Annotated in this window: 26 protein-coding genes and 1 tRNA gene; 15 read left to right on the top strand and 12 right to left on the bottom strand. The window is 45.4% G+C overall.

From position 1 onward, the window contains the following. Nucleotides 1-74: 74 nt before the first annotated feature. A complete protein-coding gene (locus QUA40_RS05120) occupies nt 75-1,157 on the top strand; it encodes an adenylate/guanylate cyclase domain-containing protein (protein WP_333122362.1) in 1,083 nt (360 codons plus the stop codon). After that, nucleotides 1,154-2,401 carry a URC4/urg3 family protein gene (locus tag QUA40_RS05115; protein ID WP_333122359.1) on the top strand — a complete coding sequence of 416 codons (1,248 nt, stop codon included), beginning with the start codon at nt 1,154-1,156 and terminating at the stop codon, nt 2,399-2,401. Before QUA40_RS05120 ends, QUA40_RS05115 begins: the two co-directional genes overlap by 4 nt. 105 nt (nt 2,402-2,506) lie before the next feature. Here the strand turns inward: QUA40_RS05115 and QUA40_RS05110 are convergent, their stop codons facing one another. After that, the gene (locus QUA40_RS05110) at nt 2,507-3,079 is read right to left on the bottom strand and encodes a DUF4360 domain-containing protein (protein ID WP_333122356.1); all 573 of its coding nucleotides are present in this window, start codon (nt 3,077-3,079) and stop codon (nt 2,507-2,509) included. A 601-nt stretch (nt 3,080-3,680) separates the two neighbouring features. Here QUA40_RS05110 and upp point away from each other — a divergent pair. Together upp and QUA40_RS05100 are read left to right on the top strand one after the other, a co-directional pair. After that, nucleotides 3,681-4,316 (top strand): uracil phosphoribosyltransferase, encoded by a 636-nt coding sequence (gene upp / locus QUA40_RS05105; protein ID WP_333122353.1) that lies wholly within the window; start codon nt 3,681-3,683, stop codon nt 4,314-4,316. Between the two features lie 322 nt (nt 4,317-4,638). Then, nucleotides 4,639-4,785 carry a hypothetical protein gene (locus QUA40_RS05100; RefSeq protein WP_333122350.1) on the top strand — a complete coding sequence of 49 codons (147 nt, stop codon included), beginning with the start codon at nt 4,639-4,641 and terminating at the stop codon, nt 4,783-4,785. 307 nt (nt 4,786-5,092) lie between these two features. Here QUA40_RS05100 and QUA40_RS05095 read toward each other — a convergent pair whose 3' ends face one another. Together QUA40_RS05095 and QUA40_RS05090 are read right to left on the bottom strand one after the other, a co-directional pair. Continuing rightward, the gene (locus QUA40_RS05095; protein WP_333122347.1) at nt 5,093-7,015 is read right to left on the bottom strand and encodes a hypothetical protein; all 1,923 of its coding nucleotides are present in this window, start codon (nt 7,013-7,015) and stop codon (nt 5,093-5,095) included. A 34-nt stretch (nt 7,016-7,049) separates the two neighbouring features. After that, nucleotides 7,050-8,294 (bottom strand): glycosyltransferase family 4 protein, encoded by a 1,245-nt coding sequence (locus QUA40_RS05090; protein ID WP_333122344.1) that lies wholly within the window; start codon nt 8,292-8,294, stop codon nt 7,050-7,052. A gap of 76 nt (nt 8,295-8,370) precedes the next feature. Here QUA40_RS05090 and QUA40_RS05085 point away from each other — a divergent pair, with 76 nt between their 5' ends. Continuing rightward, nucleotides 8,371-8,841 (top strand): tetratricopeptide repeat protein, encoded by a 471-nt coding sequence (locus tag QUA40_RS05085; protein ID WP_333122342.1) that lies wholly within the window; start codon nt 8,371-8,373, stop codon nt 8,839-8,841. 212 nt (nt 8,842-9,053) lie between these two features. After that, complete coding sequence (locus QUA40_RS05080; protein ID WP_333122339.1) at nt 9,054-10,010, top strand: glycosyltransferase; 957 nt, start codon at nt 9,054-9,056, stop codon at nt 10,008-10,010. A 232-nt stretch (nt 10,011-10,242) separates the two neighbouring features. Here QUA40_RS05080 and QUA40_RS05075 read toward each other — a convergent pair whose 3' ends face one another. Together QUA40_RS05075 and QUA40_RS05070 are read right to left on the bottom strand one after the other, a co-directional pair. After that, nucleotides 10,243-10,749 carry a DinB family protein gene (locus tag QUA40_RS05075; protein ID WP_333122337.1) on the bottom strand — a complete coding sequence of 169 codons (507 nt, stop codon included), beginning with the start codon at nt 10,747-10,749 and terminating at the stop codon, nt 10,243-10,245. A gap of 53 nt (nt 10,750-10,802) precedes the next feature. Further along, nucleotides 10,803-11,084: an antibiotic biosynthesis monooxygenase gene (locus tag QUA40_RS05070; protein ID WP_190656064.1), complete on the bottom strand. Its 282-nt coding sequence runs from the start codon at nt 11,082-11,084 to the stop codon at nt 10,803-10,805. A 206-nt stretch (nt 11,085-11,290) separates the two neighbouring features. Here QUA40_RS05070 and QUA40_RS05065 point away from each other — a divergent pair, with 206 nt between their 5' ends. Beyond that, complete coding sequence (locus QUA40_RS05065) at nt 11,291-11,989, top strand: diacylglycerol/polyprenol kinase family protein (protein WP_445301123.1); 699 nt, start codon at nt 11,291-11,293, stop codon at nt 11,987-11,989. 150 nt (nt 11,990-12,139) lie between these two features. Here QUA40_RS05065 and QUA40_RS05060 read toward each other — a convergent pair whose 3' ends face one another. Beyond that, complete coding sequence (locus tag QUA40_RS05060; protein ID WP_333122335.1) at nt 12,140-12,289, bottom strand: isochorismate synthase; 150 nt, start codon at nt 12,287-12,289, stop codon at nt 12,140-12,142. A 495-nt stretch (nt 12,290-12,784) separates the two neighbouring features. Here QUA40_RS05060 and QUA40_RS05055 point away from each other — a divergent pair, with 495 nt between their 5' ends. The 7 genes from QUA40_RS05055 to crn3 all read left to right on the top strand — a co-directional run bounded on the left by QUA40_RS05055 (nt 12,785) and on the right by crn3 (nt 19,096). Further along, nucleotides 12,785-14,188 carry a nicotinate phosphoribosyltransferase gene (locus tag QUA40_RS05055; protein ID WP_333122333.1) on the top strand — a complete coding sequence of 468 codons (1,404 nt, stop codon included), beginning with the start codon at nt 12,785-12,787 and terminating at the stop codon, nt 14,186-14,188. A gap of 85 nt (nt 14,189-14,273) precedes the next feature. Further along, a complete protein-coding gene (locus QUA40_RS05050) occupies nt 14,274-14,873 on the top strand; it encodes a nicotinate-nucleotide adenylyltransferase (protein ID WP_333122330.1) in 600 nt (199 codons plus the stop codon). Next, nucleotides 14,834-15,583 (top strand): NrtR DNA-binding winged helix domain-containing protein, encoded by a 750-nt coding sequence (locus QUA40_RS05045; protein ID WP_333122327.1) that lies wholly within the window; start codon nt 14,834-14,836, stop codon nt 15,581-15,583. Before QUA40_RS05050 ends, QUA40_RS05045 begins: the two co-directional genes overlap by 40 nt. A 70-nt stretch (nt 15,584-15,653) precedes the next feature. Next, nucleotides 15,654-15,947 (top strand): isochorismate lyase, encoded by a 294-nt coding sequence (locus QUA40_RS05040; RefSeq protein WP_332985588.1) that lies wholly within the window; start codon nt 15,654-15,656, stop codon nt 15,945-15,947. 87 nt (nt 15,948-16,034) lie between these two features. Next, complete coding sequence (locus QUA40_RS05035) at nt 16,035-17,771, top strand: NAD+ synthase (RefSeq protein WP_333122324.1); 1,737 nt, start codon at nt 16,035-16,037, stop codon at nt 17,769-17,771. A 19-nt stretch (nt 17,772-17,790) separates the two neighbouring features. Further along, nucleotides 17,791-18,720 (top strand): DUF192 domain-containing protein, encoded by a 930-nt coding sequence (locus QUA40_RS05030; protein ID WP_333122321.1) that lies wholly within the window; start codon nt 17,791-17,793, stop codon nt 18,718-18,720. 43 nt (nt 18,721-18,763) lie between these two features. After that, on the top strand, nt 18,764-19,096 hold the full coding sequence (crn3, locus tag QUA40_RS05025) for a CRISPR-associated ring nuclease Crn3/Csx3 (RefSeq protein WP_333122318.1): 333 nt from the start codon (nt 18,764-18,766) through the stop codon (nt 19,094-19,096). A gap of 475 nt (nt 19,097-19,571) precedes the next feature. Here the strand turns inward: crn3 and QUA40_RS05020 are convergent, their stop codons facing one another. The 6 genes from QUA40_RS05020 to ndhL all read right to left on the bottom strand — a co-directional run bounded on the left by QUA40_RS05020 (nt 19,572) and on the right by ndhL (nt 26,466). Then, a complete protein-coding gene (locus QUA40_RS05020; RefSeq protein ID WP_333122315.1) occupies nt 19,572-21,971 on the bottom strand; it encodes an ATP-binding protein in 2,400 nt (799 codons plus the stop codon). Between the two features lie 171 nt (nt 21,972-22,142). Continuing rightward, entirely contained in the window at nt 22,143-22,520 is a 378-nt protein-coding gene (locus QUA40_RS05015; RefSeq protein WP_333122312.1) for a hypothetical protein, read from the bottom strand. A gap of 994 nt (nt 22,521-23,514) precedes the next feature. Beyond that, nucleotides 23,515-24,147 (bottom strand): DUF6658 family protein, encoded by a 633-nt coding sequence (locus QUA40_RS05010; RefSeq protein ID WP_333122310.1) that lies wholly within the window; start codon nt 24,145-24,147, stop codon nt 23,515-23,517. Between the two features lie 693 nt (nt 24,148-24,840). Further along, nucleotides 24,841-25,638, bottom strand: coding sequence for a tryptophan synthase subunit alpha (gene trpA / locus QUA40_RS05005; protein WP_333122308.1), 798 nt, complete (start codon nt 25,636-25,638; stop codon nt 24,841-24,843). 306 nt (nt 25,639-25,944) lie between these two features. Continuing rightward, complete coding sequence (locus tag QUA40_RS05000; RefSeq protein ID WP_333122305.1) at nt 25,945-26,250, bottom strand: DUF3007 family protein; 306 nt, start codon at nt 26,248-26,250, stop codon at nt 25,945-25,947. Further along, nucleotides 26,251-26,466 (bottom strand): NAD(P)H-quinone oxidoreductase subunit L, encoded by a 216-nt coding sequence (gene ndhL, locus QUA40_RS04995; RefSeq protein WP_333122303.1) that lies wholly within the window; start codon nt 26,464-26,466, stop codon nt 26,251-26,253. It abuts the gene before it with no gap. A gap of 198 nt (nt 26,467-26,664) precedes the next feature. Between ndhL and QUA40_RS04990 the strand changes: the two genes are divergently transcribed. Then, nucleotides 26,665-26,749, top strand: a tRNA-Leu gene (locus QUA40_RS04990). Nucleotides 26,750-26,919: the final 170 nt, after the last annotated feature.

The following is a 26,919-nucleotide window of genomic DNA, read 5'->3' as shown; positions in this document are numbered from 1 at the left end:
AGCGATCGGGCGCGAACAATCGCGTCTTTGCTAAATAAAATTTATTGCTGGTTTTTGATCAGTCAGGGTAGGTTATGGCTAATTTGCGTTCAACTGTGATCGTAAAAACAGATATTTGCGGATATACCGTCAGAGTCAAAAAATTATCTCAGTCGGACTTAAGTAGTTTGTTAAACGAGCATAAAACTTTTATTTCAGATATTAGCACCCGAAATGAAGGCAGCGTGATTAAAGGGGAAGGTGATTCATTTTGGATGATTTTTCCCAGCGTCACAGCAGCGGCTGTAGCAGCCCTAGAAATGCAGCAAGAATTGAGATCGCAACAATCTAGCAAGGCGAACGACGAACGATTGGCTATCCGCGTGTCCATTACATTAGGAGATGTCTTGCATCAAGATAAAGATATCTTTGGCGATACGGTGAATTTAACAGCGCGCATAGAATCAGTAACTCCGCCAGATGAAATATATTTGTCCCAAGCAGCATGGCTGGCGCTCAACAAAGCAGAAGTGCAAACGTCTTTTGTCAACGAGTTTTCTTTAAAAGGAATGAGCGAACCTGAAAAAGTTTACAAAGTTGACCAAAGTTACAAAACGCGAATTATAAAAAATCAAGCAATAATTAAAGCAGATTTGAGAGGTTTTATTGCTTATCAAGAATCTAATTCTATCAAAGACGTGGAATATTTGCTCACCAACTTTGATACTTTTGAAAAAACAATTTGCGAAGAATACGGCGGTACGATTCGGAGTATTGTTGGGGATTCGCATTTGTTGACTTTCCCGGAATCTCACTCAGCGTTAGCGGCAATGGAAAGTTTGTGCGAGAATTGGAAACTGTTTATTCACGCCAATCAAATACCTTGCGGCTTGTCGGTGGGAGTTGCTAAGGGAAATTTATATATATTTAGGTCTTGCACTTACGGAAAAGATATTCATATAGCCGACCGACTGGAAGATTTAAGTAAAATAGTATCTCCTGGTAGAGAAAGAAATTCGGTCATAGTTTCCGATCAAATAAAACGCGAAGTCAGCGGGTCGAAGTGGGAATATAAACTGATAAAAATCGATAAAAATGCGATTTTAGATAATCTTTTAGATTATAGTCAGTTTGACTTTTTTCAAGAAAACGATGTTTATCGGTGTTTGGTTGCATGAAGTTGCACAATATTGAACTTGAGACTGTAGAATATCTGAGAACGCCGGCTGCGATTCGCCAAAAGTGCGATCGGCTTTTTGATTTAGCCTCGGAAAATAAACTCTGCTACTTCCGCGTCGATTTATCCCAACTCGACAAAGCAGCAAATTATGTAATCGACACAACGCGCCAACAGTATCCCGATTTTAACATTCCCTTCCACAGTCGCTGGCGGCATTTTGAAGCGGGCAACTTGCGGCGAATCGCTGAATTGGATGCAGCTTTAGCAGAATTTACACTCATAGAGCAAGCTAAGATCAAATTTGATTTAGCAATTGTCAGCGTTTTGCTCGATGCCGGTGCCGGTGGAAATTGGCAGTATTGCGAAGCAGAAACCGGAGAAGTTTACCGCCGTTCTGAAGGGTTGGCGGTAGCCACTTTTCGGATGTTTTGTCAAGGTATTTTTTCCAGCAATCCCGATTTTCCTTGGCAAGCTGATTCCCGGGGACTTTCTCAATTAAAACTAGAAACCTTAGCGGCAGGATTTCAGGTAAGTCGAGACAATCCGCTAGTGGGTTTAACAGGCAGATTAGAATTATTGCAGCGTTTGGGAAATGCGGTTTGCCAGCATCCATTATTGTTTGGTAGCGAAAACCCCCGTCCCGGCAATTTGGCAAAATACTTGCTCGACAGTCGGGTTTCTGGAGTCAAAACGGTGAATGCTTCTGAAGTATTGAAGGCTGTTTTGACGGGTTTTGGGGAAATTTGGCCGGGAAGATATGCAATTGCCGGTGTTAATTTAGGCGATGTTTGGCGGCATCGAGCTTTGACAGGAGAAAATCTGGGAGATGAATTCGTGCCGTTTCACAAACTATCGCAGTGGTTGACTTATTCGCTGTTGGAACCGCTGCAAGAACTGGGTTTAGAAGTCGCCGGATTGGATGAGTTAACGGGATTGCCGGAGTATCGTAACGGCGGTTTGTGTTTGGATATCGGGCTGCTGCAGGCAAAAGATTCGGCTATTTTTGAGCAGAGTTACTTGCCGGGTTCGGAAGTTATAGTAGAATGGCGATCGCTCACTGTCAATCTTTTAGATAAAATTGCCGCAGCTATTCGAGAAAAGCTGCATTTGAGTGCGACAGAATTGCCGCTGGTGAAGATTTTGCAAGGAGGAACTTGGGCGGCGGGGCGGAAAATTGCGGGCGAATTGAGGGCTGGTGGAGGGCCCCCAATTCAGATTGAAAGTGACGGCACTGTGTTTTAGAAGCAAGAAGCAAGAAGGAAGAGGGAAAATTATTCCCTCTTCCAACTTAAAATTCAAAATTTAAACCTGAAAACTATACCTCACACTACACTCGCCACAAGCTGCTTAGCGGCAAGTGCGATATTTGACGTGATAAACTAAACCGCGATGAGCTAAATCGAAGGAGTCAACGGTTGCCGTGCCGGCACCGCGGGCTGTCATCGAAGCATTTACTCGCATATTTACACTGTCGCCACAGCGAGACCAAACATTAGCTACAGTGGCTAAGCTATCTCGAACATTGTAGTTAGTTTCGCCGCTCAAATTCCGATTAAAAACTGGGCCGCGGGCTCCAGCGAAAAAGTATTCTGCTCGCAGGTTGCCTGTGGTTTTAGGAGCAACGTAGCCGCGATAATCAGCATCGTAAATAGAAATTTGGAAGCCTTGGGGTACTTTGATGGGAATGCTCAGATTGCAGCTTTTTCGGGTTTCTGCTGAGACATTTCCCAGGGCTGCAAACTTATCAAATAGGATGGTGAGTTCTTGACCGTCGGGGCTGACACTGACGCTGGCAGAGCGATCAGGGCAACCGCTACCGCCATAGCTTGCACCTAAAATTTGAACGGCAGGATCAGCCAAGGCCGGGCTGATAGAAGCCGTCATTAATGCCGTAGCTAGCAATAGTTTTACAAACTTCATGGATGTTCTCCTTAATAAGTTCAGTTGTGTGTTAGGAGCACCCTCAAAAAATGGAACTGAATTTCGGTAATGGGTTTTAAAGTTGGATAGAACCGCCTTCATGTTGAAAGATGAAAAGCCAGTCAAGCCAAGCTTATAACCTCATATGGACTTCCTAGTCAGGTTTTTTCGATTAGTGAATTAATCGAAAAAATATGTTTTCTGTTGATACTTCTTAAGATTCATATCTGTTGGTAAAAGTTCCGGAAAATTTCGGCGCGAAACTCGGGATATGTGTTAATGGGCTTGGATGGAGCGCGAGACAGCGAAACCAGTGGGGAGGCTTTTGGGCCCGGATATGCGTTCTTAGGAAGAGTGTAGGAAGGAGAGGAAACGAGATAATGACATATTTGTCGATTTTTCAACCTCGCATACTTAGTGTTGCCATGGGCGGACGAAAGCAATTGTAGGATCGAATTTTATTCGCGCGGTATTTGTGTTTTCAATAGGGGTTTAATATAAGTAGTCCAGGACGCGGGTGCTGCAGAAATCTGTTTTTTTTGCGTCAAGAATGCCTCGATGACTGATCAGTTAGAATAAAGCAAATTAATTATTCAAAAAAATGAGTGCTAAAGTTACTGTCATCGACCATCCTTTGATACAGCATAAGTTAACTCTCATGCGGCAAACTCAAACGAGCACGGCGAAATTTCGCCAACTGCTGAAAGAGATTGGAATGCTGCTAGCCTATGAAGTGACGCGAGATTTGCCGCTAAAATACGAACTAATAGAAACGCCGATCGCCAAAATGAATGCACCGGTGCTGGCTGCAGAAAAGAAAATTGTCATTATTTCCATTATGCGCGCCGGTCAGGGACTGTTAGATAGTATTTTAGAGCTGATTCCGTCTGCGAGGGTAGGACATATTGGTTTGTACCGCGATCCGACAACTCGGATGGTGATCGAATATTATTTCAAAGTTCCCCAGGATATCGAACAGCGAGATGTTTTAATTGTCGATCCGATGTTGGCTACTGGTAATTCAGCAGTCGCGGCAGTAGATAGGCTGAAAGAAGTTAATCCCAAGTCTATTAAATTTTTGTGCTTGCTGGCGGCACCGGAGGGACTTAAGCACTTTCACCAACAACACCCTGACGTGCAGATTTATACGGCGGCAGTTGACGAGTGTTTGGACGAGCACGGCTATATTGTACCCGGACTCGGAGATGCGGGCGATCGGCTTTACGGCACTATGTGAATTCAATAAAATTATTTTCTGCTGTATATGCCAATACATTCATTTAAAAATGAGTTTACTAACATAAGCATTGGTTTGATAGTGCCATACAATGTAAATTGTAAAATTTTAATGTCAGGAAAAACCTATATATAACAATGGTTATAGAGTTTTCTTACATTAAATTCGTAAATTGCATAATCTAGATGTATTTACTGCATTTGATGGTTAAATTCTCTGCCTTTAGTGTAATTAATTGCAAGAATTAGTTATTAAAATAGATGTATGATGCTAACCGTTTGCGATCGACTACTAACATTTTTTGGGACGAGGGAAAAAAACAATGGAGACTACAGCACAGAAAGAAGCCCCAACTCAGCCTGTTGAGGAAGTGAGAATTCAGAATATCAACAGTTTGGAGTTTGAGCTTTGGGCTAAAGCGGTGAAACGGCAGATGATTGCAGCACTCTCTAAAAAGGGCGCAATTTGAGATATCTGGTTTTTTTGTTCGCAAGTTGTGTTAATTAATTAACAAAATTTTTGTCTGCATTGTTGTCCAAGAGCGATAAGTGGGGAGGGGAAGAGTTTTGAGATTGCGCCTCTTTCGGAGTTACTTACGCGAGGGGGAGAAGAAAGCATTTTCCTTATTCCTAGTTTTGGACCGACGGGTGGAAGGAAGCCGGGTTTTTTTACGAAAATACTTCTGTTGCAATCGGCAGAAACGGTAAAAAAACCCGGTTTCTTCGTGTCAAGAGTGCGTCTAGAACTGTTCCCTCTGCCGAATGCTTTCTGCCCGATCACGATCGCTTGTCAACGGCCGCCAGCAAGCGCAGACTTCCGTCTTGAATTTGCACTGCTTTGACTGTTCCCACAGCAACTCTTTGTTGACCGTTTGCCATCGCTACCTCAATCTTAATCTTGGGGTCAGCTTGCAAGCCCAGCCGCCCCCAGAGCCACTTGACTTGAGTAGCAGGAAAAGAGCGCACTTCTACATCTGAAAAAGGCGAATTAACCCAACGGCTACCGTCGTAAAAACTCGCTACTTGCACCTGATACCAAACTTGTTCTCCCGCCAATTTTAACTCGTTGTTAGGTTCGGGTTCCAGCCACTCAGCGGGATTGACACTGTTAATTAAAGTAGCAGAACCCATAATTTGACTTTTGTGGGCTTCTAAACTTTCAGCCTGAGAAACTGCTTCCTCAAGTTTGTTGACTAAATTCCGAATTCGACTTCTTGTTTCGCTGTCAGTATCTGATTGCTGGTCGAGCCAATTCATCGCCTCGCGAGTTCCGTCTTGAGACGCTACAATCAGGGCGCCCCAAGCCTTGACATCGGCGTCAGCGGCATTCACTCTCAAGGCGGCGTCTATGCGGTTCCAGATCCGCCCGCCGTCATTTTTGAGGGTTGTGGCTATTTCGTGACTGTTGCTCGGATCGGCTTCAAATACTTGCAAAGCTTCAGTCCAGCGGCCGTCGATCAATTCTGCGAGAACTTGTTGACCGGGACTGGCCCAAGATGCGATCGCCTGAGCCCGAGTAATTTTAGCGTGAAATTCGATCGTTTCTAGCTGAGCTTGCGCGACTGCGGGCCAATTTTTGCCGGCTTTCCCCTTCGCCAAACGCATGACATTTAATGCTGGAGACCACAGCCCGCTTTTCGCCAGTCGCAGCCCATTTTTGTAAGTCTCGTCATTCAAAGCAATTTCTTCTAAAGAAATCGCCGTTAACTGAACGGGGTTCGGCAAAAATTTGCGCGGGCCAATTTGATAAAGGGTAAATTGCGGCTCTAAACCAACTGTTTGGTCGATCGCCAACTGGGGATTTGAACCCTTAACAATTTGCTGCCAATTCGGCGGTTGTCCGGCCGCACTTACCCAATCCAAAAGCGAGATTAAATGATTTTGGCTGGGGTTGTAGCGAACGACTTGTCCGTAGGGAATTTTCTTGTCGCCGCGCACCAGTTTACCGCTGACATTAAACCAAATGCCCGAGGCGGGGGGCTTTCCGTCAAAGCGGCGCAGTTCTGTTAGGGGTAGGGACTGATTCGAGGCTTGATTGTCAGATGTAGAGTCAGCTAAAGAAGCCATGACAAAAGATTCCGCAGGGCCTTCTACGTTCACAGAACTTGCTAGCTGAAAATACTGCTCTTTATCGGAACTGCGATCCGGAAGCTGCACGCGCTTGTACACCCGAAGTTCGACAATTTGACGGCAAGGATTTTTGCAAACAGTAGAAGCCTTGACAGTTCTTTCTACCATCACCGGCAATAGCAAATCGGAAATAGAATTATCGCCGGATTGAGCGACGGGAAGAGGCAGGGGTTCTCCGGTGACGAATCCCAATTTGCGGATGCTGGCTTTGATTTGATCGAGAGTTTGGATAGAATCTCTGCTACCTGTAGGCAGGCGCGACCATTCCGGCACAAACTGAGAGATCAACTTGTTGCCATTGGGATCGACAATTAGCTGATAACTCAGCCAAGCGCCGCCTCCCATTAAAGCTGCACAGCCACCCAAGATGCTGAGGGCTGTCAAATTAGCTATCAGTCTTTTCCAGGGATATCTGGCGCGAGTTGGGGGAGTAGGTATTAGAAGCTGGGACTCTTGAAGATTTTTGGGGCGTCGGGTTTGGCGACGGCGTCTTGTCGGAGGAGGAGCAACTTTGCGATTTTCTGGGGGTAAGGCTCGATTTTTTGAGGGGTTAATTTTGTGTTCCATCATGCCATTTTAGAATTTAGATTTTAGAATTTAGAGTTTAAAATTGCAATAGCTGATCGTACTGCCGACCTATGATATCCCAAGTGTATTGGCTTTCAACGAGCGATCGAGCGTTGACAGAGAGCTCCTGTCTTAGCTGCTGATTTTCAAACAAACTGGCGATCGCCTCAACATACTCCTCAACTTTGTTGGCCCGCAAGGCCCTGATCAGTTGTAGCCCGCCATCGACGGCTAAACCCTCCAAACCTCGATCGCTAGCAACCACGGGAGTTCCCGCAGCCATCGCCTCCAAAGTTTTATTTTTAATCCCAAAACCAATCCGCATCGGCACCACACAAACAGCAGCTTGATGCAAATATTCTGCCACCCTTTGCACCCGACCTACTACTTGAATTCCCGGGAGTTTCCCCAAGGCGAGCACTTCCGGGACTGGCGAAGCCCCGACTAGGGTGAGGGTGACATCAGGATACCGCTGCTGCAAAGGCGGCAGTATTTGCAAACTGAGAAACCGCGCCGCGTCAATATTGGGCAAATTGTTCATTGCGCCTGCAAAAATTAAGGTGTGTCCTCCCGGATCGATCGATCGGTACGGAAATTGAGTTAAATCCACGCCGTTAGGAATTACATCTATGGGAGGTACAAAAAAATCTGGTTTTCCTCGCACCCGAACCGGAGGCGACAGCAATTCTAGGAGTTGCTCTCTGTCTGTGGATGTTGTCGCAACAATGCGGGAGAATTTGGAACAGTAGCGTTTTTCGTAGCGGGCGAGTAGCGGTAAATTCAGTCGATCGCGCAGGGGTTTTTCCGAAGTGCCGGTTGCTAACATTTCCCTGCAAGTTCCCCAAACGGAACTGTGAATATTTACCACTGTCACCACTTTTTGTCGCCATTCTGGACGCACGTAAATCTCGTTAACGCTGTGTTCGCAGGTGACAGCATCGCATTTGCCTGCTGTTACCAATTCGTCTGCCCAATTCTGCATTGCTTGGGAGTAGCTTGAGAGTACGTTCGGAGGCGTCCCGGACAACAAAAATTGACTGAATCTGTGGATTTTTCCGTCGATGCCGGTTGAAAGTGTGGTAGAAGTCTCGAAAACTGCTAATTCTGTAACTTGCTGGTGCAATGCGTCGATTTGTGAGTCGGTGACATCGGGCGATCGCACAGTGCCGAGAATTACATCATGCCGCTGGCTCAAGTATTGCAATAAATTAAACGTCCTTACCTGAGTTCCTCCGCGGCTTGGTGGATAGGGAAAAGTTGAGGAAAGCATCAAAATCTTCATAGGATGTGGGATAAATAAAGTTGCCGCTTGCGCGATAAAATTGATTGATAAAATCTTTTTAACAATCTTCGCACCTATGGACGAATTATCTGTTAAGGCCCTGCTCGAAGACTTGAAAAAGTCCGACGAAACCGTGCGCGATCGGGCAACTACTGAACTGTGGCGCAGTTGGTTTAACCAGAAGGGTGAGTATGGGATGCAAATTCTCAGGCGATCGCAAGTTTCGCTGGATGCAGGTGATGTTCACCACGCTTTGGATTTGCTGACGAAACTGATTGCGGAAGCGCCGGATTTTGCTGAAGCTTGGAACCGACGCGCCGTACTTCACTATACCCAAGGAAATTATAAAAAGTCGATCGACGACTGCCAAATCGTCCTCAAACTGAACCCGGTGCATTTTGGGGCGTTGCACGGTCTAGGTTTGTGCTACGCTGCCTTGGGAGAATACATAAATGCTATTCAAGCTTTTCGTCGCGCTTTGGAAATTCAGCCTTTTGCTTTGGTGAATCAAAAGTTAATTCTCGAATGTACGGCTCGTTTGAGTTAAAAAAAGAAGTTCGGCAACGGATTTTTTAACGGATGTAACGGATGTAACGGAAGGAAGAAGTAAGAAGGAGGAAGTAAGAAGGCTTTAGTTATGATCTAGGAGAGAAAGCTTTAGTTATCTAGGAGATATTAAAAATACAATAAAATAAATGATTGTCTTCCTTTGTCCGCAATCTAAAATCCAAAATCTAAAATCTAAAATGGTCTAAGTTAGTGCCGAAAATTAGCGTTTGCATTCCTACTTACAATCGAGTGCATCTGCTGGCTTGTGCGATCGCCAGTGTGCTAGATCAAACTTATACAGATTTTGAGTTAATTATCTGTGATGACGGTTCTACTGACAGCACTCCTCTGTTGATGTCGGAATTTGTCGATCGCGGGATTCGCTACATTCGGCACCCGCAGAATATCGGCAAGAGTAATAATATGCGATCGGGCTTTGCGGCGGCAAGGGGCGAATATTTTATCAAGTTTGACGATGACGATCGCCTGAGCGCGCAATTTCTAGAGCGGACATCTGCTATTTTAGATAAAGACCCCAGCATTGATTTTGTCAGTACCGATCACTGGGTGATCGACATTAATAATTATATTGACGAAAATCAGACTAAACTCAATTCGCAGCGCTGGGGCCGCACCGAGTTGTCGGCGGGAATTATTGAAGATTTGCTCTCCACAGTTTTTCTGAGACAAAGTTTGCAAATAGGGGCGACTTTGTTTCGCCGCCGCGCGCTGGAAGAAGTCGGATTTCTGCGGCCGAATTGGCAAAATTGCGAAGATAACGATTTGTTTGTGAGACTTGCGATTGCGGGCAAAAAGTGCTATTATTTGCCGGAGCTGTTGATGGAGTATAGATTTCACCCAGGACAGCAAGGAGTCGATCGGGCAATTCCGTATTTAAGCGATAAATTGCGCTATTTGACAGGCTACGAGTTTGATTCCGAGAAGTTGGAAACAGTCAGGCTCAAAAGGATTGCAGAAACTCAATTAGCGCTAGGTTTGCGGCTGATTGAGGTGGGCGAAACTGAAAAAGGGCGCCTGATGGTGCGGGCTGGAGAGTCTGTTTCTGCGGCGAAAATGTGGGCTGGTTTGGGATTGTCGCTGCTGCCCGTCGAGTGGCGGAGGAGGGCTTTTGCTGCGGTGCGGGAGTTGGTAAAAGGGGAGTTGTGAAGGCGTAGGATTTCTACAGAATACGCGGCGGTTGAAACCGCGTCTATACACACAAAACTCACAGGGCAAGAGTTGAAAAGTCGGGGGTTAAAATCACGTTTATACAGACAAAACCCACCGAAACAAGTTTAAATTCTTGATTTTCTTGAGTCCCCCTCTGCTGGGACGAGAGGCAAGTGTAGACGAGGTTTTAACCGCCGAGTCTTCTGCCGTGTCGGTTTACAACCACAAATTATCCGATTGATATAGCGGGTAGCCACGGAATATCTGTAACGCCTGGGTCGTAGCCAAGTTGCTTGAGGAGTGTGGTAATTTGCCCTCTATGGTGAGTTTGATGATTGAACATATGTGTCACCAGAACCCAAGTCGGTAGCACGCGGCATTTACCATCTACATTGCTTGTGTACTCAAACGGTTGACTCAACCAGTCAGGATTAAGATGTCTAGACCATTCTATAATTTGCCGATCCGTTGTCTCCCGTTCTGCTCTCAAAACCTCAAAGTCAGCATAAAGTTCTTGACCGATAACGGTACCAGAAAATGGGTGAAGAGTGAAACGACCCATCCATGCTTTGTCCCCATACAGTAAGTGATTCAAAGTGCCATGAATCGACTTAAAAAAGGCACCCATATCCTGTTTGCGCTGTTCATCAGGAATAGCCGAGCAGACCGAATATAGATTTTGATTCATCCAGCAATTGTACTCAGCCATTAGCTGGTAGTAGCTACCGTCGTACATACTCAAAACACAATCACATAGTTTGAACAACTTACATTATACAAATAGGTCTTTCACAAAACTCCTGACTCTAATTGGTCTAGATAAATAAACTCAGGAGCTTTAACTCCTGCTTCTTCTCTAATTTTAACCAGTCTAGGCGACTCAAAAAACGCTCTAGCATCTGCGATTGATGTCCACGCGGAGAAATGAACAATTTTGTTGGGTTCATTGTCATACTTTAAGACCTGATAGGAGCGCTCGCCAGCTTCTTTTCGGATGCTTTCAGCACGATCGAATACCTGTTTCCAAGCGTCATAATTTTCTACTTCATGAATAATTAAGACATACTGCATAGTAATCAGATTCTCTGAGCCTCTCAAAACTTCAAACGACTAATTTTATTAGACTAACTCACTTTGTCTCCAAAGCCGACCACAGGAGAGCGAGTAAATTATACCGTAGCGACGGTTGAAAATTCTCTCAACACCGAACAGAGCGATCGCGCTTTCCACTAAAGTAGTAAATAGTGCCTGATGTAAATAAGTTTTTCCTAAATATCGTGTCTATATTTTCTGAAATTCCGACTGTGTGGTTGCAAATTTCCCTCGTGGGTATCTGGCTGGGTTTGATTTTACTGGTAGCTGAAGGGTTAAATCGGTTTACTTCTGTCGATCCGGAGGTATCGCGGAAGGTGGTTCACATCGGTACTGGGAACGTGATTTTGCTGGCGTGGTGGCTGGAAATACCCGGTTGGGTGGGGATTTCGGCGGGAATTTTAGCAGGCGCGATCGCCCTAATTTCTTACCAAGTTCCGATTTTGCCCAGTCTTAACAGTATCAACCGCAAGAGTTTGGGGACTTTTTTCTATGCTGTTAGTATCAGCGTTCTCGTGGCTTGGTTTTGGCCGCTGCAACGTCCGGAATACGCTGCTTTGGGCATTTTAGTGATGACTTGGGGCGACGGATTGGCTGCTGTCATCGGCCAGAAATACGGCAAACATATTTATCGAGTTTGGGGAATACAGAAGAGTTGGGAAGGTTCTGCAACTATGTATTTGGTGAGTTTTGCTGTTAGCAGTTTGATTTTGCTGGCGGTTCAAGGCGCAGTTTGGCAAACTTGGGCTGTGTCGGCTGTTGTAGCTTTAGTTGCTGCTACTTTGGAGTCGGTTTCCAAGCTGGGAATTGACAATCTGACTGTGCCGATCGGCAGTGGTGCGATCGCCTTTTTCCTAAATCAATTTTGGGTAATTGGTAATTGATAGGTTGGGTAGAACGAAATGAAACTCAACCTATCAATTACTATTAACAGTTGAACAGTCAACAGTCAACAGTCAACAGTTAATTGTTAACTGTTGACTGTTCAACCGAATGCCTGTGCGGAACTCGCTAGAAACTGGCTGAATGGCGGCTCATTTTCTCGATCTAGAGTTTTTGGAGAGCGTACCTTCAAAAGGTTGAACTCCACTATTTGGATAGTTGTCATCGCTGGGGCTAAAAATCCGCACCGCTGCTTCCGAAACGTAACGCATCGCGTTTGCCAAAGATTTAGAAAGATTCATAGAATCTGCCTCTCTTATCTGGGTTCTGATACTTATTAGATTACTCGGATTTTTGGGCTATGGATGACTTTAGCAATATTTATTTGAATTACTTATTGGTCTGCAACATAGAAGCAAGCTGAAGATTTAAGAAATTACCCATTTTTGGACGATCGACCTTTTTCTGGTAGATTTTTTCTGGCTCAACTCAAGGGCGATCGCCCTTCGACGCTCAGAAACCCGGTTGTCTAACTCTATTCAAAGCCTACAACGAAATATTTTCGCAAAAAACCCGGAACGCTTGAGTGTTTATGCTTAATTCCTGAGTTTCTTAAATTAAGTATTTATATTGATTTTACCATAATATTAATGTACAAATCAACCAAAATCCGCTATTAAAGGGCATAAGCAGCGAATTTTTCCGACAAATATCTGCAATCTTCATCAAATATTTACAAAAAGATATGGTGTTTGTCACTATAATTAAAAAAAAGAAGTTTGTCCGGGGTTTTTTTTATGAAAACTACCACAGAAAGCCTGCAGCTCACTGGTTTTGAAGAAATATTAGAAGACCGGGAACTGACGGTTTCTTCAGCAGATTACAGCCTTTTGACCGATCTCTACCAGCTAACGATGGCCGCTTGTTATGTCGGGGAAGGGCTCGACGGGCGGGCCGCGAGTTTTGAGCTGTTCGCGCGCAGGCTGCCAGAGGGTTTTGGCTACGCGATCGCGATGGGCTTGGCTCAAGTGCTCGACTATCTGGAGAAATTTCGGTTTTCTCAGTCGCAAATTGAGGCTTTGCAGTCCACGGGGATTTTTGCTGGCGCAGGAGAGCGATTTTGGACTCTACTCGCCACAGCCCGCTTTACTGGCGATGTTTGGGCGGTGCCGGAGGGGACGGCGGTGTTTGCCAACGAGCCTCTGCTGCGAATTGAGGCTCCTCTGTGGCAGGCTCAGTTAGTGGAAACTTATTTATTGAATGCCATAAATTATCAAACTTTGATTGCGACGCGGGCAGCGCGGCTGCGCGATGTGGCGGGCCCGGAGGCTAAGTTGCTTGAATTCGGGACGCGCAGGGCTTTTGGGCCTCAAGCTGCTGTTTGGGCGGCTAGGGCGGCTCTGGCTGCGGGGTTCGACGGAACTTCTAATGTTTTGGCTGCTTTGAAGTTGGGCCGCAAGCCTGTCGGTACGATCGCCCATGCTTTGGTAATGGCTGTGGCTGCCCTCGAAGGCAGCGAAAATCAGGCGTTTGCAGCTTTTCACCGCTATTTTCCGGGGGCGCCGCTGCTGATCGATACTTATGATACTGTGGCGGCGGCGCGGATGTTGGCCGATCGAGTCAACAGCGGTGAAATGCAGTTGGAAGGCGTGCGGCTGGATTCGGGCGATTTGGCGGTGCTGTCTCGGGAAGTTCGATCGCTCCTTCCGGGGGTTCCAATTTTTGCTAGCGGCGATTTGGACGATCGAGAAATTGCTAAATTAAAAAGTAGCGGTGCTTGCATTGACGGTTACGGTTTGGGAACCAAGTTGGTCAGCGGTTCCCCTGTCAACGGTGTTTATAAGTTGGTGGAAATTGACGGAATTCCGGTGATGAAAGAGGCAAGCGGCAAGGTAACATATCCAGGAAGAAAGCAAATTTTTAGACATATTGAAAATGGGGAAATTCTCGGAGATTGTTTGGGATTGTCGGGAGAAACTATTAAAAATAGCGATGATTACTTACCATTAATGGAGTTGGTTGTCAAGGATGGCAAACAAGTCCAGAACCAGGAAAGTTTGGAGGATATCGCCAAACGCACTGCTGCTTCTGTGGCCAGCCTTCGACCCGAAACTCGCCAACTTGACAACCCGATTTCGCCGTCGGTGGAAATTTCTACAGATTTGCAGACTCTCACCCAAAAAACGAAAAAGAGTCAGTAGTCATTAGTCAGTATTCATTAGTCAACAGTCAACAGTCAACAGTCAACAATTCCCCATTAACTATTAACGATATTACCGATTCCCTATGCAGAAGATTGCTCTTTTTGGAACCAGTGCCGATCCACCCACAGCAGGACATAAAACAATTCTGAGTTGGCTTTCCCAACATTTTGATTGGGTAGCAGTTTGGGCGTCGGACAATCCTTTTAAGTCGCACCAAACTTCTCTAGAACACCGATCGGCAATGCTGCTGTTAATGATTCAAGAAATTAATTCGCCCAAACACAATCTTTGCTTGCATCCAGAACTTAGCAGTCCGAGGACGGTGGAAACTGTGGAACAAGCAAGATTGCTGTGGCCGGATGCAGATTTGACACTGGTAATAGGTTCCGACTTGGTGGGGCAACTGTCTCGCTGGTACAAATTTGAACAATTGTTAAAACAAGTGGAGTTGCTAATAGTACCGCGACCCGGTTATCCGTCAGAACAATTAGATTTGTGGCAGTTGAGGCGCATGGGTGCAGAGGTGGCGATCGCATCTTTGAGTGCTCCCAATGTTTCTTCTACCTTCTATCGCGAAACAGGAGACACCCAAGCTTTGACTCCGACCATCGAAGATTACATCAATAGGGAGCATTTGTACGCATGGCACGAGGCACGAAAAAGGGCGAAGGTTGCTCATTAGCTGACTTTAAAGTAGGAGTAGATAATGTGATTTTCTCCGTCGATGCCGTGCAGAACCGCTTGTTGGTGCTGTTGGTAATGCGGCAAGACGAACCGTTTATCGATTCTTGGAGTCTTCCCGGTACTTTGGTGCGACACGGAGAGTCTCTAGAAAATGCCGCTTACCGGATTTTGTCGGAGAAAATTCGGGTGGAAAATCTGTATCTGGAGCAATTGTATACTTTCGGGGAACCGGGGCGCGATCCTCGCGAATTTACCAGGGGCGATCGCTATCTTTCGGTGAGTTATTTTGCTTTGGTTCGCTTTGAGGAAGCTGAGTTAATTGCTGGGAGTGTAGTGGCGGGTGTGGGCCACCGCGTCGGCGGCATTGCTTGGTATCCCGTGCAACAAGTTCCTAAGCTGGCCTTCGATCACAATCAAATTCTCGAATACGGATATCGGCGACTCCGAAACAAACTTGAATACAGTCCGGTAGCTTTTGAAGTTTTGCCTGATCTGTTTACTTTGAGCGATTTGTATCAGCTTTATACAACTATTTTGGGGGAAAGTTTTTCTGATTATTCTAATTTTAGAGCTCGATTGTTGAAATTGGGTTTTTTGTGCGATACCGGTGTTAAGGTTTCGCGCGGTGCTGGCCGCCCTGCTAGTTTGTACCGCTTTGATGCGGCAGCTTTTGCTCCTTTCAAAAATAAGCCACTGGTGTTTATCTAGCTGTTCTTTGGATGACATTCGGGGATCAATTTAGTAACATTAGAATAGAAGCTATTAAGGAGTGCAGACTATGAAAGACCCTGATGAATGCGCTAATATTCACGAAGTTCGGGAGGAAATTGATATCATCGATAGAGAAGTTATCGATGCTTTGAGCAAGAGATTTAAATACGTCGTCGCGGCAGCAAGGTTCAAAACGAGTGAAGCTGGCGTTAGATCGCCCGATCGCTTTCATGCTATGTTACAGCAGCGGCGCGAGTGGGCTTTAGAATCAGGTTTGAATCCAGATGTGGTTGAAAATATTTACCGGGATTTGGTAAATTATTATATTGAGGAAGAGTTGAAACATTACAAATCTGAGTAAGGTTTCTATACATTCAAATCTAGGACTATAGGAAAGTGAGTCCGCGCGGGCGGACTGTTAGCAATATTTATTAAGTGATTTTGTGATATGAAAATTGCGATCGCACAACTCAATCCTACTATTGGTGATATCTTGGGCAACTCCAACCTAATTCTGGAGGCTGCGAAAAAAGCTGAGGTTGAGGGCGCAAACTTATTGCTAACACCGGAACTTTCCCTGATCGGTTATCCGCCGCGCGATTTGTTAATCAATCCGAGTTTCATTGCAGATGCAGGTACACAGTTGCTGCAACTGGCGCAAGCTTTGCCGCCGGAGTTGGCAGTCATAGCAGGCACTGCCTTACCTAATGCTACTGCTGTTAAACTCGGCGGAAAATCATTGTTTAACAGCGCTGTTTTGTTGCAAAATGGCGCCGTAAAAAAAGTTTTTCATAAACGCTTGTTGCCTACTTATGATGTATTTGATGAAGACAGATATTTTGAACCGGGAGAAAACAGCAATTATTTTACTCTTGGCGAACTCAAAATCGGGGTGACAATTTGTGAAGATTTGTGGAACAATGAGGAGTTTTGGGGTAAACGCAGTTACGCGGGCGATCCTGTTTCCGATTTGGCAAAATTGGGTGTAGATTTAGTGCTGAATTTGTCGGCATCGCCTTATTCTGCGGGGAAGCGGGGAGTGCGATCGGCGATGTTGCAGCACAGCGTCATCCGCTGCGGGATACCGATTATTTATGCTAATCAGGTAGGGGGAAATGACGATATTATTTTTGACGGCAGCAGTTTTGCTGTGGATCGAAAGGGTGATTTGATTCAGGTATTAGCTTCTTTTGAAACTGATTTTGCGGTGCTGGAATATGACGCAGCTAAACAAGATTTAGTTGGCAGCGGCGGGAGCGGGCATCTTGCCCGATCCACAACCGATTTAAGTTTTCATCCGGCAGAAGGAGATGCAGAAATTTGGGCTGCTTTGGTTTTGGGAGTACGAGATTATGTCCGCAAGTGCGGTTTTTCTAAGGTTGTACTCGGTTTGAGCGGCGGGATAGATTCGGCTTTGGTGGCGGCGATCGCCAGTGGCGCGATCGGGCCCGAAAATGTTCTAGGGGTGTTGATGCCTTCTCCTTACAGTTCGGATCATTCGGTTAATGATGCTTTGGAATTAGCCCGAAATCTGGGCATCGCGATCGAACTATTGCCGATCGGCGATTTGATGAAAACTTACGATCGCACTCTCGCCAATTTGTTTGTCAACACAACTTTCGGGATTGCTGAGGAAAATATTCAATCGCGGATTCGAGGCAATCTGTTGATGGCAATTTCTAATAAGTTCGGACATTTGCTGCTTTCGACTGGGAATAAGTCAGAAATGGCGGTGGGTTACTGTACTCTCTACGGCGATATGAATGGGGGATTGGCGGTGATTTCCGATGTGCCGAAAACTCGCGTTTATTCGCTTTGTCGGTGGCTGAATTCTGGCGGATATGTAGGGGCGGTGCCCCCGTACCCGCCCCAGGAAAAAGAAATTATTCCGGTTAATATTATTAGTAAAGCGCCGAGTGCCGAACTGAAACCGGGACAAATTGACCAAGATTCTTTGCCGGATTACGATGTTTTGGATGACATCTTGCAGCGGTTGATAGAACATCACGAATCTGCCCAACAAGTTGTCGCTGCAGGACACGATGAAGCGGTGGTTAAACGTGTAGTAAAATTAGTCAGACAAGCGGAGTTTAAACGGCGACAAGCAGCCCCGGGTTTGAAAATTAGCGATCGAGCTTTTGGTACCGGTTGGCGGATGCCGATCGCCAAATCTTCCTTCTATTAAACGCATCCTTAAACGCAAAATGGTTAACATCGACGGTACTTTCGGCTTCGATTTTCTCCTGGGAACTCTCAGCAACGATACAATTAGAGGATTGGCAGGTAATGATACTGTTCAAGGTTTGGGGGGAAACGACCGAATTTTTGGCGATCGGGAAAATGATTTGCTAGCAGGAAATGAAGGCGCTGATACGCTGTCTGGCGGGCAGGGAAGCGATACAATCTATGGAGGACAAGACTCCGATTGGATTTTTGGCGATCGGGGTAACGATTTGCTAATAGGCGGCGAAGGCAGGGATATCTTGACAGGAGGCGCGGGGGAGGATTTATTTGTGATTGAAAGAACCTCCGCCGCATCTACTGTCGCCCAAGCCGATGTAATTACAGATTTTGGCAACGGAAATGATAAAATTGTCTTGACAGAAGGCATGAAGTTTAGCGATTTGAATATTTCGGTTTCTGATAACCAAACTGTTATGCAAGATAAAAATTCTGGCAACTATTTAGGAGTTGTTTCGGGAAGATTTAACCTGACTGAATCCAACTTTATATCGCTGTTTGGGGGGATAGATATGGGTCAGCTTTTGCCAATTTCGGTTAACACGATTATAGCCGATCGCGCGATCGGACTGGAAGTGGCACAAACTCCCCAAGAACAAGCGACAGGTTTAATGTTTCGGACAGAATTACCGGATGACAGAGGAATGTTTTTCCCGATCGAACCGGCGCGAAACGTGCGTTTTTGGATGAAAAACGTGTTTATTGAGCTGGATATGGTTTTTCTGCGGGAAGGCGTCGTGCAGGCGATAATTCCTAACGTACCGCCGTGTTTGAGCGAAACCTGCCCCAACTACGGCCCGGATGTTCCCGTTGACGGAGTTATTGAACTCAGAGGCGGAAGGGCGGCCCAATTGGGACTCAAAGTTGGCGATCGGATTCCCACTTTACCCTAAAAGGTATATGATTTTATCGCAGTATTCAACATTTGTGCATCCAATGAATCCTATTGAATTAAAAATAATCCCCCATCAAACTCAAGACGGTTTAGCTTACCAACATTTGCGCTTGCGAATTACAACTCAAGACGGTATCATCACACCCAATGATTTACAAGGTTTGAAACTTCCTCAACACGTTCAATTCAGCCAAGGAATTGTCATTGAAGGTAGAGGAGCAATTTGGCTGTACGGGTATTTAGTGCACGAATGTCATCCTGCCGCTTGGGTGGGATGTTACGATCCGCGATTAGAAGGTGCGGTGGTAGTAGCGACACACAAGCACGAGGTATCTGTGGGACAGGTATTAAAATTGAGTTTACCGAGTGATTAAATTAGAGCGTGTGGGGTAAATTACCGGCAAGATTATTTGGAGGGCTGGTTTTACGAACAATCTTTCATTCACCTCCACAATATTTATCAACCCGCCCTCTCCTCATATAATGTTCATTTGTAATAACTCACATCTTCCACCATGCCCAAGAACAGGCTTTCCGACCTGTTCCACAAAGAGTGACTTTTCTTGTGGGGTGACCACGTGAGCTCGCCCGTAAAATGCTTATTGAAAATGGTGCAATTTGTGAGTAATAACCTACTTACTATCGCGCGATCGCCCAAAAAACTTTTAAGTTTAACTATAACAACACTTCGGACACTTTCAGAGCTCCCGTATGGGCGCTTATTTCCGGTTTATACGAAATTTTGCGAGGCGGAACGAGAAATATAGGAAGAAACCGGGTTTCATCAGTCAGTGTCCGTGCAGGACTAATACCCGGACTCGCCCAAAAACCATTTAATTTTAATATATTTTATCCCTTCACAGGCAAAACGATCGCAAACTCAGTGCCAATTCCTGGCTCCGCCTCCACCTCGATGCTTCCGCCATGTTTTTCTACCGCAATCTGGTGGACAATTGCCAACCCCAATCCAGTTCCCTTGCCGACACCTTTCGTCGTGAACAAGTGGTCGAATATCTGCTGTTTCACTTCCTCTTTCATGCCGATGCCGTTATCAGCAATTTTAATTTTAATGTGTTCTTCGCCCAGTACATCAGTGCAAATCGTGATGCGGTTTGGATTTGCGACAATTTCACTAAAACTGCGTCCTACATTTGACTCTTCTAAGGCATCGATCGCATTGGCAAGCAGGTTCATGAAAACTTGATTTAATTGACCGGGAAAACATTCGATTTTAGGGAGATTGCCGTATTTAGTCATCACTTCGATCTGCGGGCGGTGTTCGTTTGCTTTGAGGCGGTGTTTCAAAATTAAAATAGCGCTATCAATGCCCTCGTGAATATTAAAAGGAACTTTGTAGTCTTTGTCGCCTCGGGAGAAAGTACGCAAACTGGTGCTGATGCTGCAAATGCGATCACACCCAACTTGCATTGAATCAATCATCTTCGGTAAATCTTCCAAGAGATAATCGATGTCTATCTCTTCCGCGTGGTCGGCTATTTCCGATTTCGGTGCAGCGGAGCGATACAATTCTAAGTGTTCTATAACATCTTCCAAACTCCTTTTACCTTCATTTAAATTGCCAGAAATAAACCCAATCGGATTGTTAATTTCGTGGGCAACTCCGGCGACTAAATTGCCCAAAGCCGACATTTTTTCGTTTTGCACGAGTTGCAGTTGTGCTTGCTGTAAATCTTTTAAAGTTTTTTCTAGCTGTTGGTTTTGCTCTTGCAAAAGTTCCGCTGCTCGCTTGCGCTCAGTGGCATCAACACCCAAACCAATAATCCCGATCGTCTCACCCTGGCAATTTTTTAGCTGCACTTTCGTGACTTCTAAATAGTGTAGTTTACCGTCAACAAATCTGAGAGTTTCGCTAGAGTAATGTGGCAAATCTTGGGCAAGGCAGGCGGCATCAGAAAGCAGACACCCCGCTGCATCCTCTCCCAGTATATCTTTGTAATGATCGACAGCTAGGAAAGCGCTCACAGGCACGCCCACATCTTGAGAAAAGGTTTTGTTCAAAAACTGTACTTTACCACTGGGATTAACCATCCAAATCCAAATCGGAGCGACATCAATAATCGCTTGGAGCATTTGTTTCTGATCTGCAAGCTGAGCTTCGGTGCGGCTGGTTTTTGCTAGCGATCGCTCTAATTGTTGGTTGTAATCCTGATATTTTTTATACAGCAGAGCATTTTGTAAACAGATGGCTGCCTGGGAACACAGGAGATTGAGAAGTTGCAGGCGATCGCGGGTAAAAACTCTTGCGGTTAACCGATTTTCCAGATACAAAATGCCGACTAAGTTGCCTTGATCGAGAATCGGCCAACACAACAGGCTCTGCGGTTGGTATTTGAGGATGTAGGAGTTGGAATCCCAATCGCGTTGTTGAGCCAGATCCCGAACAATCAGAGGTTTCAATAAATTTTTAACGTAGTCAACAATTTTGAGGGGCAAGATATCGCTGTTTTCATCAAGTGTTACGGATGATAAGTCGATCGCCCGCTCGACTCCAAAATTGTCGATCGCGCTTATAGCAGCGATTTCCCATTGATTGCCGTTTGGCAAAATCAGCGCTCCTTTGTCAGCGCCTGTATTTTTCATCGCCAGTTGCATCAGTTTGGCAATCAGTTGATCGAGTTCTCTTTCACTAGAGAGCGCTTGACAAGCTTTTAGCAGTGTTGAAAAATTTCCGAAATCTGAGAGGCTCGCCGACACAGACGGATGAATGGATGGATGGAGCGATTGATTTTGTTTGGCAGGGATCGTGCAAGTTGTTAATGGATTTGCAACGACTTTTGGTGGAGCCAAAATCTGTTCCAACAATTGAGGATAGCATTTTTCTAAGTCGTCAGTTTTGGCTAGATCTCCCCAGCGGACATAGCAATCATACGCATCTATCATGTAGACTCGCGCAATTTTTTCTCTTCCCAATGACAGGTAAAACTTAGCAGCGAGTTCGCAGGCCAGAGCTTCTTCATTCAAATATTCGTTAGCTTTAGCTCCGGTAATAGCTCGATCGTACAGTTCCATTGCTTCTGCTGTCTGCCCCAAAACGCGGAGCCATTCTGCCTCAACCAGATCGAACTGGTGTTGGTAATTGATCGGGGTATGGTGCGCGAATTCTTTGAGTTTTTGCTGACTAGCCGCAACGCGCTTAAGGATTTGTTGGCGCTCCGTCGGTGCAGCACCTGCATAGATTGCCAAATGTGCCAGCGAATCGTAAAAGTCGTGCATCATCGTTACTAGCATCGAAACACAATTCCTAAGATAAGGTTTTCCTCCATTTCCCATGTCGATTCACGTCGGATTAGGACTCGAATATATCCCGAATCCGTCGCCTCTTTTGGCTCAATTTTCTCCCTCTAATTCGGGTCGGTAACAGTCAAGATTAATTAAAATATTAAGAGGTTTCATATATTTTTAAATAACTGGGCTTGGTTCTAGTTCGTCGAGAATGTCTGTTCGCTTGAGGACTATTTCGAGCGATGCAATTAACGACGGCTGCTTTACTCTATCGTATTCTCGGATTACCGCGTCGCGAAAATTTTCCGCGACAAAAACGTAACTGCGGGCGTAGAGTTTTATAATGCGCGCAGCAATTGTGCCGGGAATATCGAGATTGTTGACCGTCGCGCGCCGGTTGCGAAACTGCAAGAGTTTGCTACAGCCGGGTTGCCTGTCTTGATGACGCGCGCCCAGCCGATCGACAGCCCTTCCAGAATCGGTGTACGATTGCGCGATCGGGCTAGATGTAGGCATTAGCGCAGTTAAATCCACTACATTTACTGTTGCGTCCATATCGGCTGACCTCAAATCCGACGTTAGCTTGACAAAACTTAGTGTATCTATCTTAGGGCATAAACACCATAATTTTTGATCGCCCGATCGAAAATTCTAATTATCTGTTAATAAACAACATTTTATACCTTGGCGATCGGGGTTGAAGCCTTTTACTTACGTATAAGTTTCTGCGACAAATCTCAGATGCCGTTAAATAAACTCGAAATTCCGTATAAACACGGCTGTATCGTGTCTGTAAAATCAATAGTTCGGACAGTTTTTTAACGACCCTGTAAGCCTTACGGAGGAAGCCCTGCCATTTTTAACCCATTTTAGGCAACTTAGCGCTCGACTTAAACATTGAAAAAATAGTCCACTATATAGCCAGTAATGGGTTCGGACACTCGCTCGGCTCTAAAACTGTCCGAAGTATTGTAAAATACAACGTGTAATTAATGAAATTTAATAGAGCTCGATCGGCCAAAATTTCCGCTACTATAGGGAAAAATTTTTACCTTAAAAATTCCAAATAAAATATATATAAATAATAAAAAGTTCGTCGTGAAATTAGTAGTAATCCAGTCCCGCCTAGAAAAAGACAGCGACGTTTTATTCTGCTGAAACCCGCCCTGCACTCTACTTCCGGCTTAATAGCCCTCGCAGGGGTTAAAACCAAATCAAATATTCAGTTGACAGTTGACAGTTGAGCTGGGATAGCGACCTCTACCTGGAAAGAAGAGGATTGGAGTAATGAATAGTCTTCTTTTAATTTCTCCCGATCAGGCTTGGGGCTTTAAACCAATTCTTTCTGGTAATAGGCAGTAGTCTTCACATGACTTTACCTAGATTCCGACAGGGGTTAAAACCCCTGTCGGAATCTAGCTTCCCGAGAAGGAAACAGCGTTATTTGAGATTAGTTGATCGCGTCTGCTACTGTTTCTGCCACTCGTTGAGTTATGTCAACATCTCGATTTATTTTCTAGCAAATATTCTCCGAGACCTCTTCAGCGTTCTATCTTGCATCTCGCGCTGCATCATTGATATTTTCTTGGCCGCCGCTGGTACCATATCTCAGGGACTCAGTACCCTCTGATACTCTTTCTTTTGCTCCCTGCGTGGCTTCTTTAACAATATCTTTTGCTCCCTTCAAGCCTTCGCGAGTGTTTTCTTTAAGATTAGCAAAGCCTTGTTTGGTTTTGTCGCCAAAGTCATCAGCTTTGCGCTGGGCTGTGCGAGCATCATCCTTCACCTTTTGGCCAATTTTGTCGAGTTTGTCAGGCGCGTCATCCCCTACCCGCCGTACATTTTCGCCTACATTGTTGCTAGATTTCGTGTCAATGCGTTTCTGGGCTTGATCTTTGAGAAGCTGAGCTTTTGCTTCTGTTGTTGTCACCTTTTTGTTTCTGGGATCGACATCACTGTAGTCGTTCATGCCACCTTTGTATTCGGAAGTTACAGCCCCGCTCGGCACTTCTTCTCTAATTTGGTCGGCTGTTTTGCCTTTTCCTGGCATCACATCAGTTTTTCCTGCGATCACATCAGAGCCGCTGCAGGCCGTGCTTACTAATACTAAAATGCCAGCCAGAAACACTGTTAAAATTTGTACAGCTCGAATTTTTTTCAGAAATGCAGTTAGTCTCTTCATAAAAATGCTCCTTTCTATTGTGATATGCTCAAAAATGCCTGGTGGCTTTGTATATGGCTAGCATTACAAAAATAGCCACTTCAACACTTTTTAAGTATAGGAATAGAAACAGGAGCTTTTCATCTATCTCAAGTTAGATTCCTCAAGTTATAGGAGAAGGAATAAGGAACAAGGAACAAGAAGCAACAAGAAGCAACCAGGAAGCAATCGACAATTCTGAATCTTATAGCAATTCTTAAAAGTCGCAGTTCCCCGTGCCGGAGAAGGCGCTGTGTCCATTTGTGTCAACAATCGCGTGAAAACTTTAATAAATCTTGCTCCTTCGCGAGGCTAGCTCCGCCTCGCATCCCCCTTAAGAAAGGCGACTTTGAGAGAGTGGACTGTTCTACCCTTAAGAATGGGGCGCCCGGGTGATCTATGCCTAATCGTCCAACAGCATTCTGGCACTACATTTTGCCTTAAGTTGACAGGATGAAAGGCAATGCCATTTCCCTACTTGGCTGCGTGTTTGGTTCTCCATGCGCGCACTAGGTTGAAATGTTTTGGGTTTTCGGCTCAAAAAAAACCTTCTAGTCAGGAACTAGAAGGAAGGTGGTGTATTATCTCAAGTACAACAAGGTCTTTAATCGCAATTGTGGAGGCACATCCCGATCGCACACATCTGTCTAATGGCTGAAAGTATCTGCACAGTTACTAATCATTTTGAATCGCTGTTTTTAGACTCTTGCAGAATTCGCCGATCGCCTCTAAGCCCTGTTGGGGAGTTCCTTCGGCCAAGCGTTTGACAAAAGCACTGCCAACAATCGCAGCATCTGCACCCCATTCTTTCACTTGGCGAGCGTGTTCGGGTTTCGAGATACCAAACCCGACACCGATGGGTTTGTCGGTGACGGCGCGGAGTTCTTGCAGCAACTCTTTTGCTCTCGTTTCTAGGCCTTCGCGTACTCCCGTAACCCCCGTCACACTTACTAAGTAAATAAATCCTTGAGACTGACGAGCGATCGCTTCTATGCGACTTTTGGGACTTGTGGGAGCAACTAATAATGTTAGTTCAATCCCTAATTTGTTGGCAGGTTGGATGAGACTGTCTGCTTCTTCTAAGGGCAAGTCTGGTACAACTAATCCCTGAACTCCAGCACTTTTGATTTGCTGCAAAAAGGTTTCTATACCTCGGTACAAAATCGGGTTGTAGTATGTGAAGAGAATGATGGGCGATCGCAAATTCGGACTAACTTTCGCTACCATTTCCAGCACCGCATCTAACCGCGTTCCCCGCTGTAGAGCCCTTGTAGCAGCGGCTTGAATCACCGGCCCGTCAGCTAGCGGGTCAGAATAGGGAACGCCAAGCTCGATCGCATCTGCACCGTTATCATCCAAAATTTGCAATGCTTTAGCAGTTGTATCCAAGTCTGGGTCGCCAGCAGTAATAAAAGGAATCAACGCACATTGGTGGTTCTTGCGTAACGTTTCAAAACAATTAGAAATAGTCATTAGTTATTAGTCATCAGTCATTGGTTATCAGTCATCATACATAGGATTTCCCCTCGATCGATCGCAATCAAATTTGTTTGTAGTCAGGAATTCCTTCCTCATAAAACTCGCTGGGACTGAAGTCCTCACTACAAACATATCGCGCTTATTTTAGGGAACGTGATATCAGTCATCAGTCATTAGTTAGCCGTCAATATTACTATTCATGAGTTTTTATTCCCCAGTCATTCGAGAGAGAGTTTATTGCTAATAACTAATCACTAACAGCTCACTAATAACTAATAACTGAGCACTAAGGACTATTGACTAATTATCTTTTTCCTGCTCAATTTCGGCTTGAAGTTTGGCTAATTCTTCAGGAGTGAGTGCATCTAGCTGCTTCTGCAAGACAGCATCTTTGTACTCTTTCAGTTGCTCGCTGTAGGTCATATTTTGAGTCAGTGCTCGAAATAAATAAGTCACCAGCCAGCCAATCAAGCCGGCGACCAAAAACAACTGACTCCAAATCCCTGCATTCATACTGTCGAGTCCGGCCAATTGCAGTAGCAAGTAGACAAACCCACCTGCTACAAAAAAGCCGAGACTGATTCCAATTACGTCAATACGTCGCATTTAGGCTTCTATCTGCCGCCGTTTGGGCCGAAAATTCAAAAAGGGAGCTAGGAGGAACATACCTGGGAAGAAGAAGAACATCAAGAAGTACATGAAGCCGCGCTCAAAAGACGTAGCGACGTACCAGCGGGTGTTCAGGTAAGCGTAGGTGGCCGCGGGTACTACCAGGAGGTAGGCTCCTGCCAAGACGGCGTAAAGCAGTAAGGTAATATACATAGATTTGCTTTAGGGGAAAAATAACACGGGTAAGTCGGTTGACACGCTCCGTTAGCTGGTTAACTATTGTACCGCTTGGGGAGATCCAGCGCGACTTTTGGGAATTTTTTGATTAGGGGTTGCGTAAATTGGGGTTTTGGCTGTAGAATAAAAGGCTGTTGCTGTTAGTGGCTCAAAACCACAGCAGCTTGACCAAAGGGGGGCGTGGCGGAATGGTAGACGCTACGGACTTAAAATCCGTTGACCCGAAACGGTCGTGTGGGTTCAAGTCCCTCCGCCCCCATAAAATTCAATCCTTTGGGAGTTAATAAGCTGTTGCGACATTTAACTTTATTTATTTAGGGCGATGCTCAAAGCCCACCCCACAAGAGTTTTCACAAAGAGGATTCTTCAAGTTAGATGCGCGCCAGCTTATAGTAATTCTTGCAGGATTTGTGGGATGGGCTTCTAGCC

Source organism: Microcoleus sp. Pol11C3 (genome assembly GCF_036701485.1).
GTDB lineage: Bacteria > Cyanobacteriota > Cyanobacteriia > Cyanobacteriales > Microcoleaceae > Microcoleus.
This window is presented reverse-complemented; position numbering and strand designations above follow the sequence as displayed.